The sequence below is a fragment of the Streptomyces sp. NPDC050263 genome (assembly GCF_040655955.1).
Lineage (GTDB): Bacteria > Actinomycetota > Actinomycetes > Streptomycetales > Streptomycetaceae > Streptomyces.
The window spans coordinates 32024-50560 of sequence record NZ_JBFAKW010000051.1; the positions used below are offsets into that span (position 1 = coordinate 32024).

The following is an 18537-nucleotide window of genomic DNA, read 5'->3' on the forward strand; positions in this document are numbered from 1 at the left end:
CCGTAGGAGCGGTTTCTGTTGAGGAGCTGTCAGTTAGGCAAAGTGAGTGCTCGTCAAGTTACTTGCCGGGCAAGTGTCGACACAGGACTGCCGCCCTCCGGTTGGACCGGAGGGCGGCAGCGCACTTCCCGCCGCTGTCGGCTCAGGACAGCAGCTTGATCGCCTGCCAGTTGCCGGTGCTCACGACCACCGGCGGACCCACCAGCCCGCTCTTGCGGCCCGGAGCCAACTCCAGGCCCGCGGTGGCGTTCGGCGTCGTCGTCCACAGGTCGGAGACGCCGTCGCCGTCGGAGTCGCCGTAGGCGGTGATCAGCGGCCGGGCAGCCGTCGTCCAACCGGTCGCGTACGCGGTGCGGTTGGCGATCGTGCCCCACGACGCAGGGTCGGTGCCGCCGTCGGTGACCCCGTCGCCGTCCGCGTCGCCCGGGCTGCGCCCGTGGTAGAGCCACAGCTCGCCGCCCGCCGTGTTGCGGGCGATCAGGTCGGTGAAGCCGTCGCCGTCCACGTCGCCGGGGGAGGCGAGCTGCATCCCGCTCCAGCCCGAGGCCCCGATGAGGTAGCCGGAGTCGAGCGTGCCGCTGAAGCTGCCCGGCATGAACCAGAGCTGGTCGCCGATGACCGCCACGAAGTCGGGATAGGTCGCCTCGGCGTCCGCCGTGACGTCGCCGACCGAGACGATCTGCTTGATCGCGGCCGGGTCCGTCGCCACGTCCGTCTCCGGGTCCGGGAAGACGTACACCTCCTGCTTGGTGTCCTCGGTGAACTCGCCCTGTCCGCTGTTCGGGTAGAGCCACAGCTTCCCGTCGGAGCGGCGGGCCACCAGGTCCTCGTAGAAGTCCTCGGTCCAGTCGCCGCGGTGGGTCAGCAGCGCGCCGTTCCAGCTGCCGTCCGAGGACAGCGGGACCACCGCCGCCAGCTTGCCGGCCCCTGTTCCGCTGTACAGCCGCAGGTTGTTCGTGCCGTCGACGGCGAAGAGGTCGGGCATGCCGTCGCCGTTGACGTCACCGGGCTTGTCCGTGATGCCGGGGCTCTTCACATAGAAGCGGTACGGGTAGACCGGGCCGACATTGCCGCCCACGTCCTTCAGCCGCACGTACAGCGTGTGCGGTCCCGGGGTGAGCGGGGTGATCTTCGCCTGGGCCGGGCCGCCCTTGGTCGTGGGCTTCGCCGAGGTGCTCGGCGGGGTGCGGTCCAGGCCGTACAGGTACTCGGTGGTGTCCGAGACGCCGTTGGCGCCGAACTCGAAGGTGCCCTCGGTGCGGGCCAGCGCGCCCTCGACGGGCTCGGCGTCGGCCGTCGTCTCGGGGTAGAGGTCGTCCTTGGAGCCGACCAGCGGCATCACGGTCGGCGCGTTCGGGTCGAAGCCGAAGCGGCAGCCGGCCGCGCCCGCCGTCGGCGTCCAGTCGGAGGCGAAGCCGTCGTCCGAGACGTCCTCGGCCTGCGCCTTCCACGAGAACTGCCCGCCGCTCGCGCCCTTGTGCTGGTTGAGCAGCGCCTTCGGCACGGTGATCCGTGCCTGCGCACCCTTGGAGTCGGTCGACTTGACGGTGACCTTCACCCGCTTGTCGAAGAAGATCCCCGGCGAGACGGCGTGCTTGCCGGTCGCCCACAGGTGGAACTGGACGTTGACCGAACCGCCGTCCGGGTCCCACACCTGCGCGGTGAGCGTCACGTCCGTGTTGCCGACCGTCACGTACGAGGAGCCGTTGCCGCACTCGTTCGCGCCGACCTTGGTGCTGGGGATGGTGTCCAGCGCCCACGGGGCCTTCGCCCGGCGGTTGAACTCGACGATCAGCTTGGCGTCCGGCTTGAACTTCTTCCAGCTGTACTCGTCCTTGTTGTCCTCCGCGCTCTGCGGGGCCCGCAGACCGAAGGTGATGTTCGCCCACTTGTTCGCCGCCGCCTTGACCGCCGCGTCCTTGGCGTTGAAGTCGACCGCCGCGTTCGGGCAGCCGAAGGTCTCGTTGCCGTGCGCGACACTGCGGCTGTCCTGGCGCGTCGACCAGGCAGGCTGCTTGTTCCAGGTGGTCGACGAGCTGATCGGGTTCGTCAGATACAGCTCGACCGGCTTGGGCGTGCAGGACCAGGAGTGCGTCTCGGTGATCTGGAACTGTGCGTCGATCACCTTCACGCCCGCCAGGAACTTGGAGCCCACGCGGAAGAACGAGCGGGCCGTGCCGCCCGTGGACGACTCGTAGCCGACGCGCGCCTCGCTCGTCGTGCCGCCGTCCCAGCCGGTGCCGTTCCAGTAACTGCTGGTCGGATGCGGCTTGTAGGCGATCGTCCAGGCCTCGCGGGTGCCGGTCATCCGCGGGTCGATGTAGACCGGGAACTCGGTGTCCGGGGCGTCGAGCAGCTTCTGGTCGGGCGTCAGGGAGATGCGGCCGTCGGCCACTTCGACGCCGACCTCGCTGCTCCTGGTGCCCGGGGTGAGCGGGGACGGGTCGGAGACGGGGCCCGAGGTGTCGACAGCTGCGGCCGACGTCCCTGATTTGGCCGATGCCCCCGATGAGGCCGAGGCGGGCGACCTGGCCGATTTCGAGGTCGAGGCCGTCGGTGTCGGCGGCGCCTGTTCCGTCGTCCCCGACGAGTCCCACATCCGGGCCGTGGAGGAGGCGAACACCGTCTGCCCGGCCGCGTTGACCGCGGTGAGCGTGCCCGTCTCCGCGTCCTTGCGCAGGTCGAGGCCTTCGGTGCGCAGACCGAAGTCGATCTCCTTGAGCTCCGGGCGGTCGGCTGCCTCGGGCGTCTTGACGATCAGGGCCTGGCTGAACCCGTCCAGGCTCGCCTTCACGGCCAGGTCGACGCCCGGGAAGACCTCCCGGTAGGTCGCCGTCGAGCCGTCCAGTACCGGTTCGGGAAGGGCGGTCGGCCAGGTCAGGGCAAGTTCGCCGCCCCGGTCCGAGAGCGTCACCAGACGGTTGTCGCCGCCGGCCGAGAAGGCGACCCGGCCGGGCGCCGCCTTTGGCTGGATCCGGCCGGAGGCCTCGGCGAGCGTGGTGTCCACCGGCGTCCAGACGCCCTCGCGCTTCACCCGCACGGGCAGGGTGTGCTGGGTGTGGCGGAGGTTGCCGTTGGGCAGTGCATGGGTCTCACTGGTCTCGGTGCGCTCGGACACCAGCTCCACAGGCTCGCCGGTCTCGGCGGCCTGCCGGAGAGCGTGCTGCTCGGGGTCGGCGGCGGTGGTCGAGGCCGACACCGGTGAGGTCAGCGGTGTCAGGCCGAGTGTCCCGCCGGTGATCGCCGCGACCAGCGCGGCGCGTGCTAACCGCCGGGTCCTGTGTGGTCTTCGGGATGGTGCGGGCATGGGCGAATCCCCCCGGAGTTCGTTGCCGTGCGTGCCCCCGACCGGGGGCCGCGACGCCGAACAGTACCCGTGGTCTTAGGTATTCCTTTGCCAACTCATAGCGAAAGTGGGGATTGTCGCATTGCCTGTGCATTACTTGTGCGAATGATCGACAGCGCTTACTGTCTGACCGTTCAACACTCGGTCACACAGAGTGAGGGGGAGGTCCTTTTGTGGACCACTTGATAAGACAACTGCGCTATTTCGGTCATTGGACCAGATCCGTCTCCCTGTTAGTGGGGCTCGTGCTGTTCGTCGGGCTGATACCCGACGACGCCAGCGCCGCCGACGGGAGCACCCGGATCTCCGATGTCAAGCGCGACCGTTCCGTCCCCGGCCAGGACTTCGAAAAGAAGCGGCCCGCTACGCGCGACGAGGCCACGGGCGCCTTCAAGCCCGCCGCGGGGATCGTCCCCGCCCGTACCTTCACCACCCTGGTGACGGACCGCAGCGACAAGCTCCCGAAGAAGGCGCCGCTGACCACCGGCGCCGACCGGGGGGCGACTGCCGTACAGAGCGGCCTGGTGAAGGCCCGTCAGATCGGCGGAGGCAAGGCGGCCCGCGCTGCCGCCGCACCCGGCAGCGCCGTCGAGGTCCAGGTCAGGGACGCGGCCGCCGCCCGCAAGGCCGGTGTGCAGGGTCTGCTGTTCACGGCGGCCCCCGCGAAGAACGGCCTGGGACCCGCCGCCTCCGGCGCGGTCGAACTGGAGCTGGACTACGCGTCGTTCAAGGACACCTACGGCGGAGACTGGGGTTCCCGGCTCCGCCTGTACCGGCTTCCGGCCTGTGCGCTGACCACGCCCGAACTGGAACGCTGCCGTACCCGCACCCCGCTGCCGGGCGCCAACGACGCGTCCGCGCACACCGTTTCGGGCAGCACCGACCTGACGGCGGCGTCCACCGCGGCTGCCAGGTCCACCGCCGCCGCGCCCGCCGTGTTCGCGGCCGCCGCCGAGGCCGCGGGGCCGGGCGGCAACCACGGCTCCACCTCGCTGTCGCCGTCCGGCTCCTGGATGGCGGGCTCCTCGTCCGGCGGCTTCTCCTGGAGCTACCCGATCGAGGCGCCCGAGGTCCCCGGCGGCCCGCAGCCCGAGGTCGAACTCTCCTACAGCTCCCAGGCGGTGGACGGCCGTACCGCCTCCACCAACGGACAGTCCTCCTGGATCGCCGAGGGCTGGGACTACGAGCCGGGCTTCATCGAGCGCCGCTTCCGTTCCTGCTCGGACGACAAGGACCCGATCAAGGACGACAAGGGCGTCGAGCAGAAGCCCAACAACACCGGTGACAGCGGCGATCTGTGCTGGGGCTCCGACCACGTCGTGATGTCCCTGGGCGGCAACACCGCCGAACTCGTCAAGAAGGACGGCACCGACGAGTGGCGTCCGGCCGACGACGACGGCTCCCGCCTCCAGCACAAGTCCGGCGCCGCCAACGGCGCGAAGGACGGCGAGTACTGGGTCCTGACCACCACCGACGGCACCCAGTACCACTTCGGTCTGAACAAGCTGCCCGGCGCGCCCGACGGCACGGTCACCAACTCGGCCCTCACGGTGCCGGTGTTCGGCAACCACCCGGGCGAGCCCTGCCACGCCACCGCGTTCATGGACTCCGACTGCGCGCAGGCCTACCGCTGGAACCTGGACTACGTGGTCGACCCGCTCGGCGACGCCATGACCCTGTGGTGGACCAAGCGAACCAACTACTACGGCCAGAACATGAAGGCCGACCAGCAGATCTCCTACACCCGGTTCGCGGAGCTCGACCGCATCGACTACGGCCTGCGCTCCGACAAGCTGTTCGGCGTCCAGCCGGCCGGCCGGGTCTCCTTCGCCACCACCGAACGCTGCATCCCCACCGCCGCGTTCGACTGTGCCGAGGCCAAGCGGACCGCGGCCAACGCCAAGTACTGGCCGGACGTGCCGCTGGACCAGGAGTGCGCGTCGGGCGCCAAGTGCACCGACAAGTACTCCCCGACGTTCTGGACGACCAAGCGCCTGACGAAGATCACCGCCAGCGTGCTCTCCGGAAGTGCCCTGAAGCCCGTCGACTCCTGGTCGTTGGAGCAGTCCTACCCGGCGACCGGCGACGGCACCTCCCCGGCCCTGTGGCTGGACGCCATCGCCCGCACCGGCCACGGCGCCGGCGGCAGCGCCGCCATGCCGAAGGTCACCTTCGCGGGCATCCAGCTGGACAACCGCGTCGACAAGGTGGAGGGCCTGCCGCCCTTCTCCCGCCTCCGGGTGCACGCGATCGACACCGAGACCGGCGGCCGGATCGGCGTCACCTACTCGGCGCGCGACTGCCAGGCCCTGGAGCCGAAGCGGATGCCGGCCTCGCCCGAGTCCAACACCATGCGCTGCTTCCCGCAGTACTGGACGCCCAAGGGCGCCCTCAACCCGGTGAAGGACTGGTTCCACAAGTACGTCGTCACCGAGGTCCGCGAAGAGGACCTGGTCACCGACAGCCCCGCCAAGGTCACCTCGTACGAGTTCCTCGGCGGCGCCGGATGGGCCTACGACGACAGCGAGTTCACCGAGAACAAGCACCGCACCTGGTCGCAGTACCGCGGCTACGAACGCGTCCGCACCCGCCAGGGCACGGGCGGCGACGTCAAGCAGCTCACCGAGCACCGCTACTACCGCGGCCTGCACGGCGACAAGCTGCCCTCCGGCACCCGCAGTTCGTCGGTGACCGACAGCGAGGGCAAGACGTACAGCGATCTCCCGCAGTACCAGGGCCAGTTGCTGGAGCAGATCGGCTACGAGTCCGACGGCGGACCCGTCGACTCGGCCACCGTCACCACCCCCTGGGCCGTGAAGACCGCGACCCGGACCCGCGCCGGAACCACGCCCCTCGAAGCGTGGATGACCCGCCCGGAGAGCGTCCGCACCCGCGAGCGCGTCAAGGGCGACACCTGGCGCACCTCGACCGAGACCACCAAGTACGACAGCTACGGTCTGCCGTACGAGGTCGAGGAGAAGACCCCGGGCGGCAAGCTCCGCTGCTCCACGGTCGCCTACGCCCGCAACACCACGGCGTATCTGATCGAGCCGGAGTCGCGGGAGCGGACCACGCTGGGCGCCTGCGGCGCCGCGAACGCCGAGGTCGTCGAGGACACCCGGACGTTCTACGACAACCTGGCCTTCGGCGCGGCCCCCACCAAGGGCCTGCCCACCGAGGTCCAGGAGCTCAACGGCACGGGTGACGGCTTCGTCACCATCGACCGCACCGAGTACGACATCCACGGCCGCGAGACGGCGACGTACGACGCGGACAACCGCAAGACGTGGATGGAGTACACGCCGACCACGGTGACCCGGCCGACCAAGCAGATCTCGCACGACCCGCTCGGGTTCACCGAGACCACGGTCTTCGACGACGTCCGCGGCCTGCCGCTGACCGAGACGGACGCCAACGGCAAGACGGCCACGATGGAGTACGACCCGCTGGGCCGGCTCCTCAAGGTCTGGGAGATCGACCGCGACCCGGCGACCCAGACCCCGACGGCCACGTACGACTACACCGTCCGCCGCGACGGTCCGACGATCGTCACCTCGCGCACGCTGAAGGACAACGGCCAGTACGCGGTGTCCTACGAGATCCTCGACGGCCTGCTGCGCGAGCGGCAGACGCAGGACGAGGCGGTCGGCGCGGGCCGGATCGTGAACGACGTCTTCTACGACAGCGTGGGCCGTCCGTGGAAGCAGAACGAGGGGTACTACAACTCGGCCGAGCCCGAGGCGAAGCTCCTCCAGGTCGGCGACAACGAGGTGCCGTCCCAGAGCCGCACGACCTTCGACGGACTGGGCCAGCCCACCGCCGAGGTCACCTACTACCGCGGCACGGAGAAGCTCCGCACGACCACCGAACGCGACGGCGACGTCTCCACGACGATCCCGCCGGGCGGCGACACCGTCACAGCCGTCTTCGAGGACGCCGAGGGCCGCACCGAGCGGCTGCGCGAGTACACCGACAAGGCCCGCACCAAGTGGCGGGACACGCTGTACGAGTACGACGACCTCGACAACATGTGGAAGGTGACCGCCCCGGGCGGCGCCGTCACGACCTTCGAGTACGACAAGCGGGGCCGTCAGACGGCGGTCACGGATCCCGACGGCGGTCGTACCGAGGTGCGGTACGACAACGCGGACAACGTGATCGAGACCGTCGACCCGCTCAAGCGGTCCCTGTTCACCACCTACGACGCGAGCGGCCGTCAGACCTCTCTGCGCGAGGAGTCCTCGACCGGCCCCAAGCGCGTGGAGTGGACGTACGACACCCTCGGCAAGGGTCTGCCCACGGCGCAGATCCGCTACGACAACGGCCGTGAGTACCGCGAGGAGATCACCGCGTACGACGACGCCTACCGGGTGAAGTCGTCGAAGACGGTGATCCCCGCGGAGGAGACGGGCCTGGCCGGCACGTACGAGTACGAGTACTCCTACACGCCGACCGGCAACCTTGCCTGGGTGTCCGTGCCGGGTCTGGGCGGTCTCGTCACCGAGCGGGTCGTCTTCCGCTACAACTCCGACGACCTGCCGATCTCCATGGGTGGCGCGTCCGCGTACCTCGCGGACGTCGAGTACTCGGCATTCGGCGAGATCCTGCGCACGGACGCGGGTCCGGCCGGCAAGAAGGTGTACGGCAGTTACGTCTACGACGAGTTCACGCGTCGGCTCCAGACGTCCACCTTCGACCGCTCGGTCGCCCCGGGGCGCATCAGCGAGACGCGGTACGGGTACGACGAGGCCGGCAACGTCACCAAGATCACCGACGTGCCGGGCGGCGCGGCGGCGGACGCCGGCAAGACGGACACGCAGTGCTTCGTCTACGACCAGCTCAGGCAGATGACCTCGGCCTGGACGGCGAGGACGGACGACTGCGCGGCGGCTCCGTCGAAGGACACCGTCGGCGGTCCGGACGCGTACTGGAACTCCTACGACTACGACGCCGCGGGCAACCGCAAGACCCTCGTCGAGCACGACCCGACGGGCGACACCACCAAGGACGTCACCCGCTCGTACGTGTACGGCAAGGCGGGCGTCGGCGGCCCGAACGCGCTCGCGGAGATCAAGTCCGTGGGCCCGCAGGGGGAACGCCTCAACACCTTCTCCTACGACAAGGCCGGCCACACCACGGGACGCCAGCACGGCGGCACCGACCAGGCCCTCGAGTACGACATCGAGGGCCAGCTGCGCAAGGTGACCCAGCCGGTCGAGGGCGGAGGCACGAAGACCACGTCGTACCTCTACGGCGCGGACGGCGATCGCCTGATCCGCACCGGCGCGGACGGCAGCCGCACCCTCTACCTCGCCGACGCGGAACTGACCGTCAACGCGGCCAACACCAGCGCGAAGGCGGAACGGTTCTACGGGAACCCGGACGGCTCGACGACGGTCCGGGCGACCGGCGGCGTCCGTCAGATGATGCTCGCCGACCACCACGGCACGTCCCACACGGTCGTGGACATGGTGGACCCGGCGATGGGCGTCACTCGGCGCAAGTCGAGTCCGTTCGGTGAGGCGCGGGGCCAACAGCCCTCCACCTGGCCCGGTCAACGCGGCTTCGTCGGCGGGACGGTCGACCAGGACACGGGTCTGACCCGGCTGGGCGTTCGTGACTACGACCCGGTGTCGGGCCGGTTCATCCAGGTCGACCCGATGGTCGACTACGGCAACCCGGGCACGATGAACCCGTACGCCTACAGCAACAACGCGCCGGCCACGTTCTCCGATCCGTCCGGGGCGTTCTTCCCGATCCTGATCGGCATCGCGGCTCGTATCGCCATCCAGGCGGCGATCCGCGCGGCGGCCCGTCGTGCGGCGATCATCGCGGCCCGCAAGGCGGCGCAGGCGGCGGCCCGTCGGGCGGCTGCCCTGGCCCGCAAGCGGGCGCTCGAGGCCGCGAAGCGCGCGGCGGCGAAGGCCCGCCGGGAGGCGGCCCGCAAGGCCGCGGCGGCGAAGCGTGCGGCCGCCAAGCGGGCAGCGGCCCGTGCGGCGGCCAAGCGTGCGGCGGCGCGTAGGGCGGCAGCCCAGGCCCGTGCGCGTGCGGCGCGTGCGGCGGCCAGGAAGGCGGCGGCCAGGCGCGCGGCGGCCCGCAAGGCGGCGGCCCGTCCGAAGCCGCGCGCCAAGCCCCGTTCGCAGCCGAAGGCGCGTCCCAAGCCGTCGCAGGTGAGACGGGCGGTCAAGAAGGTCGCGAAGGAGGCAAAGGAGACCGTCAAGGAAGAGGTTCAGTCAGCGGCCTGCGAGTCCAACAGCTTCAAGCCCGGCACCCGGGTGCTGATGGCCGACGGATCGACCCGGCCGATCGAGAAGGTCAAGGTCGGCGACAAGGTCGTGGCCACCGACCCGAAGACGGGGAAGACCTCCGTCCAGACGGCCACGGCCACGATCATCGGCAGGGGCAGCAAGGACCTCGTGCGGATCATGCTGACGGTTCATGACGGCCCGTCCGACAGCCGGTCCAAGACCGCCACGACGGTCACCGCGACGGCCGGTCACCCCTTCTGGGTGCCGTCCCTGCGGGAGTGGGTCGACGCCGGTGAACTGAAGCCGGGCCAGTGGCTTCAGACATCCTCGGGCGCCTGGATCCAGGTCGGCGCGGTCGAGGCATGGACCGCCAAGAAGGCCACGGTCCACAACCTGACCGTCACGGACGTCCACACGTACTACGTGCTGGCCGGGTCCACGCCGGTCCTCGCGCACAACTGTCTCGCCGACGCCACGGACTTCGACCTGACCGCTGCGGCGCTGCGGCCCATCCCGCCCAAGAAGGGCAAGCCGTTCCAGTACGAGTTCCACATGACCGAGGCGGGAAGGTCTCTGCAGAAGCACACCGACCCGGACAGCCGTACGTCGGGCCACGTCGCCAAGTACGCGCCGTTCCTCCGGGGAGCCAACCGGAAGAACGACTTCGGTGCGCTGAACCGGGGCGGAGCGGATCTTGTGGGTGAGCTACTGGGCAACCCCAACGCGACAAGAGCCATCAGCCCGTCATCCGCGCACTACGGTGGGGAGGTGCTCGAGATCATGGATAGCGCAACAGGCCGTGGCGCCCGATGGAGCATGCGCGGCGGTCGAGTCCAGTTCGAGGGATGGCTATGAGATCGTTCTCCGTCCAAGGGCGTCAGTTCATGGCCCTGATCATCCTGAGCGACCACAACGACTACGAGTCGATGGAAGTCGTCGAGATGATCGACGGCCAGCGGGGTGAGCTCTTGCTGGAGTTCCGCTTCGACGACAGTTCGGCCCGGCTGAGCTACGTCCGTTCGGAGATCGACATTCCTCTTCTCAGGGCTTCCCTGGACGTGTTCCGGGAGGAGTTCCTGGAGCCGAGGAAAGCGAGTGGCCTGCCGTGTCCGCCCTGGTGACAGGATGTGACGCGGGGCTCTGCCTGCCCTCGCGGGAAACGTGAGACGACGGCTCCCCCGGAGACCCATCCGGGGGAGCCGTCCGCAAGCGGGCGGCGGCCGCAGTTCCTCCACGGGTGAAGGACTCCGGAAGGGTAGGCATGGGGCGCATGCTCAAGCGGGTCCCCCAGGTCCCCTGGGGGAGTCTCAGGGACTCGACGGGGTCGGCTCGCGACATCCCGCCACTCCTTTCCAGAGTGGCCTGGGGTGACGAGGAGACCGTGAGCGAGGCCGTCGACGAACTCGGCGACCGTGTGTGCTCCCTCGGCTTCGTCGTGTCGGAGGCGACGCCCCATGTGGTCCCGTTCCTGGTCGAGTTGGCCGGAGCGGACACCGTCCGCAGCCGCGCGGAGATCCTGGAGCTCATCGCCAGGATCCATGCGGCCAGGGAGTGGGAGTCCACCGCCCGCCTGGCGCCGGGCAAGGACGCGCAGGGGTACCAGGAGAAGATCGCCTGGGAGGCCGCGAGCCGGCGTGCCGTTCTGGCGGGAGCCGGGGTGTTCCAGGATCTGCTGGACGATCCGGACCCCGCAGTCGCGAAGGCCGCGCGAGCCCTGGTCTCGGCCCTCGCGTAGGCGAACGCGGCAAGGACGGCGGGTGTGAAGTGAGCGGCACGAGCGCGTGGACCGCGGGCCTGGCGAAAGCCGGGCTCGTGGTCCGGGAGGGCTGCGGCGACCCGGAAGGGTTCATCCCTGCCGTGGTGACCGGTCAGCTGGCCGGTGTCATGCCCTGGGACGTCAGCGACGTTGCCTGGGCCGACATCGACGACCCGGAGCTGCACCGGAAGGCGAACGCCGACTGGTACCGGCTCGCGGTCGAGCAGGGGCTCTTCCGGGCGGACGACGCCCGGTTCTTCCTCGCCGCGGACACGTCGTGGGTCTGTGTCGAGCTGAGGCCCGAGTGGGACGTCATGGGAGTGGGCGCCGCCGGTCCGCTGGGCAGCGCCCACTGCCGTCCCGAGTTCCGCATGCTCTCGCTGGACGGGAGCGTCCTGCTGGGCGCGACCACGAGTCAGTCCTCGGTCGAGACGATCGCGGTGAAGGAACCGCACCGGTCGAAGGTGCTGCGGAAGTTCGCCGCGTGGGTGTCGGAGTCGGACTCCGGGCTCCGCGGCCCGCAGGAGAGGGCGGCCGCTCGCCGCTGGCTCGACGGTCACCCCGGCTCCGGCGAGGCCGAGGCCTGCGTACGCGCCTTCCTGACGGCGCGTGAGGCCGCCCGGACGGCATTGGCGCAGGCCTTTCCCCGATTCGGCGAGCTGGGGCAGGTGCTGGCGGCCGTCCGGTCGGGAGAGCTCGAACGCAGCGCCCGCTCGGGCACCGGCTACGCGTACGCGGTGCACGGCCGCGGCTGTCGAACGGTCGGCCCCGACGGATCCGAGGTCGACCTGGATCTGCTCCAGGACGGCTCGGAAGCCTTCGACGTCTGGCGCCTCGGCAGGTTCGCGCGCAGCGCCGGGCTGACCCCTGTCCCCTCGGCGGAGGACCTGCTGCGGGCGTGCCTCGACCTGTCGGTCGAGGGCGTCCTCGTCGAGCCGGAGCCGGAGTGGTTCCGTGTCGTCCGTTTCTCGAAGACTTTCGGGTGAGCGCGCGGACCATCGACGCGCAAGGGGTTCGATTCTACGGTCCCGTCCGACGACGCGACTGCTGTTCGGCCTGGCGAACGACGGGACTCCCGTACCGGAGTCGCACGGCCGGTACCTCGGCCCCGGCGGCCAGTCGATCATGGCCCGTCGCCTGCTGAGGTCGCCTACCGAGACAGGCAGGACGACAGGGGTGGGCGCGGGCCCGCTGCCGGCCGAAGGCCGCGCAGCACGCCCGCGCCCACGAAGCGCTGACTAGTGCCGCGGCAGGCAACGTTCGCCCCGTCGCGACGCCCGGCACGCACTCTCGCCGCACCGGGCGAAAGCCCTAGTAGCTCCGCTACGAGGACTCTCGCCCGGCACACCGAGAGCACGCACCGAACGCCGCTCCTTCTCCCACGGAGATCCATCAGAAGCCCCCTAGCTGACCTGGCCCATACCCGCCGCGTTCGGCCAGCTCTGGGCGTTGGGCCAGCCGGTGGCCGCCGCGGGGGAGAGGCCGTTGGTGCCCCTGACCTGGGCGGCGGTGAGGCCGCCGCGGGCCGGGACGCCGGTGGGGGTCGGGCCCATCGGCGGGGCCTGGGCGGCCGGGGCCATGGCGGGCGCCATCGCGGCGGGCGCCATCGCCGCCGGGGCCATGGGCTGCGGGGCCATGGGCTGGGGGACGGGCACCGGTGCCGGCATCTGCACGGGCTGGGGGAAGACCTGTGCTGCGGCCGGCATCGGCATCCCGACGCCGTCGGACGGTGCGGACTGCGCCATGGCCGGGGCCATCGCGGGGGCCATCGCGGGGGCGGCCATCGCCGGGGCGGCTGCGACCAGCCCCGGCATCTGGGCGCTCATGCCCATGGCCTGAGCGGCAAGGCCGGGCATGCCCGCTCCGTTGGTGACCAGCCGGTCCACCGCCGCCGTACCCGAGCTGTAGCCGACGCCGGCGCTCAGCTCGGGCACGGCAGCTCCCCTCCTGGTCCCGTAGAGCACCTGTTCCAGGCCGGACACCAGGCGACGCACGTCCACCTGGGGGCGCACCACGAGCCTCAGGAAGCGGCTCGACGAGCCGATCTTGTTGCCGCACTCGCGGACCAGGATGCGGTGCTCGGCGAGCAGCCGGTCGCGGACCACGGTGCCCTCGGCGCCGACGGGAAGGCGCACGAAGAGGAAGTTCCCCTGCGAGGGGTAGACGGTCAGCCCCGGCAGCGCGCTGAGCTGGCTCGCCATGTCGAGCCGGTCCCGGCGCACCTGCAGCAGGCTCTGCGCGTACTCGGGGCCGTGCTCCTTCAGCATGAACACCACGTACTCGGCGAAGGCGTTGAGGTTCCACTTCGGCAGCATCGAGCGGACCCGGCCGGCCAGCGACGGGTTGGCGACCATGTAGCCGAAGCGGATGCCGTGCAGACCGAAGTTCTTGCCGAGGCTGCGCAGCACGATGACGTTCGGCCGGATCATCGCCTCCTGCACGACGCTCGGTTCCTGCTCCGCGTCCGCGAACTCCAGGAACGACTCGTCGATGACGATCAGGTCCAGGTCGGCCATCGCGTCCATGAACTGCACGAGCGCATGCTTGTGCAGGAAGCCGCCGTCGGGGTTGTTCGGGTTGCAGATCACCGCGACCTTGGTGCCGCGGGTGCGGATGAACTCGGCGTACTGCGCGAGGTCCAGGGCGAAGCCGCTGGACTCCTGGAGCGGGAACATGTCGACCCGCTTGCCGGTCTCCATCGGCTGGTCGGTCCAGCGGCCGAAGGTGGGCACCGGGACGGCCAGCGACTCACGGACGAGCAGGTGGTCGATCCAGGTGATCAGCTCGGTCGAGCCGTTGCCCATGGCGACGGCCTGCGGCGGCAGCTGGAGCAGGTTGCAGAGCTCGGCCGTGATCGTGTCGGCCCCGCTGGGGTAGTACGTGATGATGTCCCGCAGCCGCGCGGACATGGTGTCCATCATGGCCGGGGTGGGGAAGTACGGGTTGCAGGGGATGCAGAAGTCCACCGGGCCGACCCCCTCGCCGCCCTCGCGAGTCAGTGCCGCCATCGACGGACTGTGGGCCGCGGTGTTACGGAACAACGAGGAGACGTTGTCGGCCATGGAACCTCCGTATGGGGCGGGCCCGGCGGGGACGACCGGGCCCGTCGTCATTGGGTGGCCCGCGCGGGGGAGCGCGGGCCGCTCCTACATACGGAGACTGGCGGGGTGTTGTTCAACGCGTGTGAAAGCAGTGTGAGTTTCCGTTTGGGTTCCGGAACCCTGGGCACGCTCTGACCGTCTATCGACAGTACGACTGCTTACACGTCGAACGTGTCGAACGTGTGGATCGTCGTCGTCCGGTACGTCTGGCCGGGCCGCAGCACGGTGGAGGGGAACGCCGGCCGGTTCGGCGAGTCGGGGAAGGCTTGTGTCTCCAGGCAGACGGCGTCGCCCTGCCGGTAGGCGCGGCCGCCGGGGCCGACGAGGGTGCCGTCCAGGAAGTTCCCAGAGTAGAACTGCAGGCCGGGCCGGTCGGTGGCGATCTTCAGGGTGCGGCCGGAGCCCGGGTCGCGCAGCGTGGCCACGTGCACCGGCTCGGCCGTGACGCCCTTGTCGAGGACCCAGTTGTGGTCGTAGCCCTGGGCGTGGATCTGCTGGCGGTGACCGGCCCGGATGTCCCGGCGAATCGTCTTGGGCTCGCGGAAGTCGAAGGGCGTGCCGGAGACGTCCGCCAGTTCGCCCGTCGGGATCAGGCCCTCGTCGGTGGGCGTGTAGCGGCTCGCGGCGATCGTGAGCTCGTGGTCCTCGACCGTGCCGCTGCCCTCGCCGGCCAGGTTCCAGTAGACGTGGCTGGTGAGGTTGACGACGGTCGCCCTGCTGGTGGTGGCCTCGTAGTCGATGCACCACTCGCCGCGCTCGGTGAGGGTGTACGTGACCTTCACGTCGAGCGTGCCGGGGTAGCCCATCTCGCCGTCGGCGCTCGTGCGCAGCAGGCGCAGGCCGACGTCGGAGCCCTCGGTGAACGGCTCCACGTCCCACACCTGTTTGTCGAAGCCCGTCGCGCCGCCGTGCAGGCTGTTCGCGCCGTCGTTGACGTCGATCCGGTGGGCCGTGCCGTCGAGGGTGAACCGGCCCTGGCCGATGCGGTTGCCGTAGCGGCCGATCAGCGCGCCGAAGTACGGGGTCCTGGCGACGTAGTCCTCGAGGCCGGCGAAGCCGAGGCAGACGTTGGCGTACCGGCCGTGCCGGTCGGGGATCTCCAGGGACCGGACGACGCCGCCCCAGGAGAGCACCTGTAGACGGGTGCCGCCGTTCTCCAGGGACCAGCTGGAGACCTCGGTGCCGTCGGCCAGTTCACCGAAGGGCGTCTTCACCATGTGCTGCCTTTCCCTGCCTGTCTGCCGCCGAAAACAGAACGGGCCCCGCCTTGTGGCGGGGCCCGTTCCGGTTCAGGAACCTGACTTGCGCTTGTTCCACACGTCGAACCCGACCGCGGCCAGCAGGGCGAGGCCCTTGATGACCTGCTGCCAGTCGGTGCCGACGCTGAGGAGGTTCATGCCGTTGTTCAGCACGCCGAGGACGAGACCGCCGATGATCGCGCCGAGGACGGTGCCGACACCGCCGCTCATGGAGGCGCCGCCGATGAACGACGAGGCGATCGCCTCGAGTTCGAAGTTGAGGCCCGCCTTCGGGGAGGCCGCGTTGAGCCGTGCGGCGACCACCAGACCCGCGAGGGCCGCGAGCACGCCCATGTTCAGGAAGACCAGGAAGGTGACCTTCTTGTCCTTCACGCCGGAGAGCTTCGCGGCCGGCAGGTTGCCGCCGATCGCGTAGATGTGCCGGCCGAAGACCGCGTTGCGCATGACGTAGCCGTAACCGACCACCAGCAGAGCCAGGACGATCAGGATGATCGGCGCGCCCTTGTAGCTGGCGAGCAGCATCGTGACCGTGAGGATCGCGGCGACGATGGCGACGAGCTTGAGCAGGAAGAGGTTCCTGGGCGCCACTTCGAGGGCGAACTCCTGCTGCCGCTTGCGGTCGCGGATCTCCTGGACGACCGAGAAGGCGATCAGGGTGAAGCCCAGCAGCAGTGTGAGGTTGTGGTAGTTCGTGTCCGGGCCGACCTCCGGGAGGAAGCCGTTGCCCATCTTCTGCAGGCCGTCCGGGAACGGGCCGAGCGTCTGGCCCTTCAGCAGCATCTCCGTCAGACCGCGGAAGATCAGCATGCCCGCGAGGGTGACGATGAAGGAGGGTATGCCGAGGTAGGCGATCAGGAAGCCCTGTGCCGCGCCGGCCACCGCGCCGATGGCCAGGCACAGCAGCAGCGCGAGGGGCCACGCGATGTCGTGCTGCACGGTCAGCACCGCCGCGAAGGCGCCGGTGAACGCCGTGAGCGAGCCGACCGACAGGTCGATGTGACCCGCGATGATCACCAGCATCATGCCGATCGCGAGGATCAGGATGTAGCTGTTCTGCAGCACCAGGTTGGAGACGTTGCGCGGCAGCAGCAGGTCGCCGTCCGTCCACACCTGGAACAGGACCACGATCAGACCGAGGGCGATCAGCATGCCGTACTGGCGCATGTTGCGGCGCAGGCCGTCCAGCACCAGCTGGAGCAGCCCGCCGCCGGAGGCCGACCCACCGCTCTTGCCGGGCGGCGCGGCGGCCGGGCTCTTGGTCACATCGGTGCTCATCGCGTTACCTCTTTGTCCTTCGTCATCTGACGCATCAGCACTTCCTGCGTGGCCTCGGCACGCGGGAACTCACCCGTGAGCCGCCCGGCGGCCATGGTGTAGATGCGGTCGCACATGCCGAGCAGTTCGGGCAGCTCGGAGGAGATGAAGACGACCGCCTTGCCCTGGGCGGCCAGCTGGTCGATGACCGTGTAGATCTCGTACTTGGCGCCGACGTCGATGCCGCGTGTCGGCTCGTCCAGGATCAGCACGTCCGGACCCGCGAAGATCCACTTGCTGAGGACGACCTTCTGCTGGTTGCCGCCGGAGAGCTTGCCGACCCGCTCGAACACGGTCGGGGCCTTGATGTTCATCGACTTGCGGAAGCCCTCGGAGACCTGCCGCTCCTGTTGCTCGTCGACGACGCCGCGCTTGGCCACCTTGTTCAGCGCGGTGAGCGAGATGTTGCGGTTGATCGTGTCGATGAGGTTGAGGCCGTAGTGCTTGCGGTCCTCCGTGACGTAGGCGATGCCGTTGTCGACCGCCTCCGCGACGGACTTCGTCCGGATCTCCTTGCCGTCCTTGAGGACCGTGCCGCCCGCGTACCGGCCGTAGGAGCGCCCGAAGACGCTCATCGCCAGCTCGGTGCGGCCGGCGCCCATCAGGCCCGCGATGCCGACGATCTCCCCGCGCCGCACCTGGATGGACACGTCGTCGACGACCTTGCGCTGCTGGTCGATCGGGTGGTGCACGGTCCAGTCGCGGATCTCCAGGGCCGGGGCCGCGCCCTTCTCCGGCTCGTGCGGGGTGCGCTCGGGGAAGCGGTGGTCGAGGTCGCGGCCCACCATGCCGCTGATGATCCGGTCCTCGGTCGTCTCCGCCGACTTCACGTCGAGCGTCTCGATGGAGTGCCCGTCGCGGATGATCGTCACCGAGTCCGCCACCTTGCGGATCTCGTTGAGCTTGTGGGAGATGATGATCGAGGTGATGCCCTGGTTCTTCAACTCCAGGATGAGATCGAGGAGTTTGTCGCTGTCCTCGTCGTTCAGCGCCGCCGTCGGCTCATCCAGGATGAGGAGCTTCACCCTCTTCGACAGCGCCTTCGCGATCTCCACGAGCTGCTGTTTGCCCACGCCGATGTCGGCGACGCGGGTCTCGGGGTGGTCGCTCAGACCGACCCGGCGCAGCAGCTCGGTGGCGTGCCCGAGGGTCTGCCTCCAGTCGATGAACCCGCCCTTGGCGTGCTCGTTGCCGAGGAAGATGTTCTCCGCCAGGGAGAGGTACGGCGACAGCGCCAGCTCCTGGTGGATGATGACGATGCCGTGCTGCTCGCTCGCCCGGATGTCCTTGAAGGAGCAGACCTCTCCCTCGAAGAGGATGTCGCCCTCGTAGCTGCCGTGCGGATGGACGCCGGAGAGCACCTTCATCAAGGTGGACTTTCCGGCGCCGTTCTCACCGCAGATGGCGTGGACCTCGCCCTGACGGACGGTCAGTGAGACGTCCGACAGCGCTTTTACGCCGGGAAAGGTCTTGACGATCGAGCGCATTTCCAGGACGGGTCCCGCCATGGTCG

Annotated in this window: 9 protein-coding genes; 4 read left to right on the forward strand and 5 right to left on the reverse strand. The window is 69.7% G+C overall.

Annotation, left to right across the window (positions count from 1 at the left end; genetic code table 11):
* Positions 1 to 142 precede the first annotated feature (142 nt).
* The gene (locus tag AB0J04_RS22950; RefSeq protein WP_363170400.1) at positions 143 to 3307 is read right to left on the reverse strand and encodes a VCBS repeat-containing protein; all 3165 of its coding nucleotides are present in this window, start codon (positions 3305 to 3307) and stop codon (positions 143 to 145) included.
* 212 nt (positions 3308 to 3519) lie between these two features.
* On the opposite strand from AB0J04_RS22950, the gene AB0J04_RS22955 reads away from it, so the two are divergent.
* The 4 genes from AB0J04_RS22955 to AB0J04_RS22970 all read left to right on the forward strand — a co-directional run bounded on the left by AB0J04_RS22955 (position 3520) and on the right by AB0J04_RS22970 (position 12336).
* Positions 3520 to 10449: a polymorphic toxin-type HINT domain-containing protein gene (locus tag AB0J04_RS22955; protein ID WP_363170401.1), complete on the forward strand. Its 6930-nt coding sequence runs from the start codon at positions 3520 to 3522 to the stop codon at positions 10447 to 10449.
* Between the two features lie 29 nt (positions 10450 to 10478).
* Positions 10479 to 10715, forward strand: coding sequence for a hypothetical protein (locus AB0J04_RS22960; protein ID WP_363170402.1), 237 nt, complete (start codon positions 10479 to 10481; stop codon positions 10713 to 10715).
* A 260-nt stretch (positions 10716 to 10975) separates the two neighbouring features.
* Positions 10976 to 11329 (forward strand): hypothetical protein, encoded by a 354-nt coding sequence (locus AB0J04_RS22965; RefSeq protein WP_363170403.1) that lies wholly within the window; start codon positions 10976 to 10978, stop codon positions 11327 to 11329.
* Positions 11330 to 11358: 29 nt separating this feature from the next.
* Complete coding sequence (locus AB0J04_RS22970; protein ID WP_363170404.1) at positions 11359 to 12336, forward strand: hypothetical protein; 978 nt, start codon at positions 11359 to 11361, stop codon at positions 12334 to 12336.
* A gap of 417 nt (positions 12337 to 12753) precedes the next feature.
* On the opposite strand, the gene AB0J04_RS22975 is transcribed toward AB0J04_RS22970, so the two are convergent.
* From AB0J04_RS22975 to mmsA, 4 genes are all read right to left on the reverse strand, one after another.
* On the reverse strand, positions 12754 to 14412 hold the full coding sequence (locus AB0J04_RS22975) for a histidinol-phosphate transaminase (RefSeq protein WP_363170405.1): 1659 nt from the start codon (positions 14410 to 14412) through the stop codon (positions 12754 to 12756).
* Positions 14413 to 14609: 197 nt separating this feature from the next.
* A complete protein-coding gene (locus AB0J04_RS22980; RefSeq protein WP_363170406.1) occupies positions 14610 to 15668 on the reverse strand; it encodes an aldose epimerase family protein in 1059 nt (352 codons plus the stop codon).
* A gap of 72 nt (positions 15669 to 15740) precedes the next feature.
* Entirely contained in the window at positions 15741 to 16985 is a 1245-nt protein-coding gene (gene mmsB, locus AB0J04_RS22985) for a multiple monosaccharide ABC transporter permease (protein WP_363170407.1), read from the reverse strand.
* Positions 16982 to 18532: a multiple monosaccharide ABC transporter ATP-binding protein gene (gene mmsA / locus AB0J04_RS22990; protein WP_363170408.1), complete on the reverse strand. Its 1551-nt coding sequence runs from the start codon at positions 18530 to 18532 to the stop codon at positions 16982 to 16984. Before mmsA ends, mmsB begins: the two co-directional genes overlap by 4 nt.
* Positions 18533 to 18537 lie beyond the last annotated feature (5 nt).

Excerpts from the sequence above, each read along its gene's own strand:
- mmsA (WP_363170408.1), bottom strand. The coding sequence starts at position 18,532 with ATGGCGGGACCCGTCCTGGAAATGCGCTCGATCGTCAAGACCTTTCCC.
- mmsB (WP_363170407.1), bottom strand. The coding sequence starts at position 16,985 with ATGAGCACCGATGTGACCAAGAGCCCGGCCGCCGCGCCGCCCGGCAAG.
- AB0J04_RS22980 (WP_363170406.1), bottom strand. The coding sequence starts at position 15,668 with ATGGTGAAGACGCCCTTCGGTGAACTGGCCGACGGCACCGAGGTCTCC.
- AB0J04_RS22950 (WP_363170400.1), bottom strand. The coding sequence starts at position 3,307 with ATGCCCGCACCATCCCGAAGACCACACAGGACCCGGCGGTTAGCACGC.
- AB0J04_RS22975 (WP_363170405.1), bottom strand. The coding sequence starts at position 14,412 with ATGGCCGACAACGTCTCCTCGTTGTTCCGTAACACCGCGGCCCACAGT.
- AB0J04_RS22960 (WP_363170402.1), top strand. The coding sequence starts at position 10,479 with ATGGCCCTGATCATCCTGAGCGACCACAACGACTACGAGTCGATGGAA.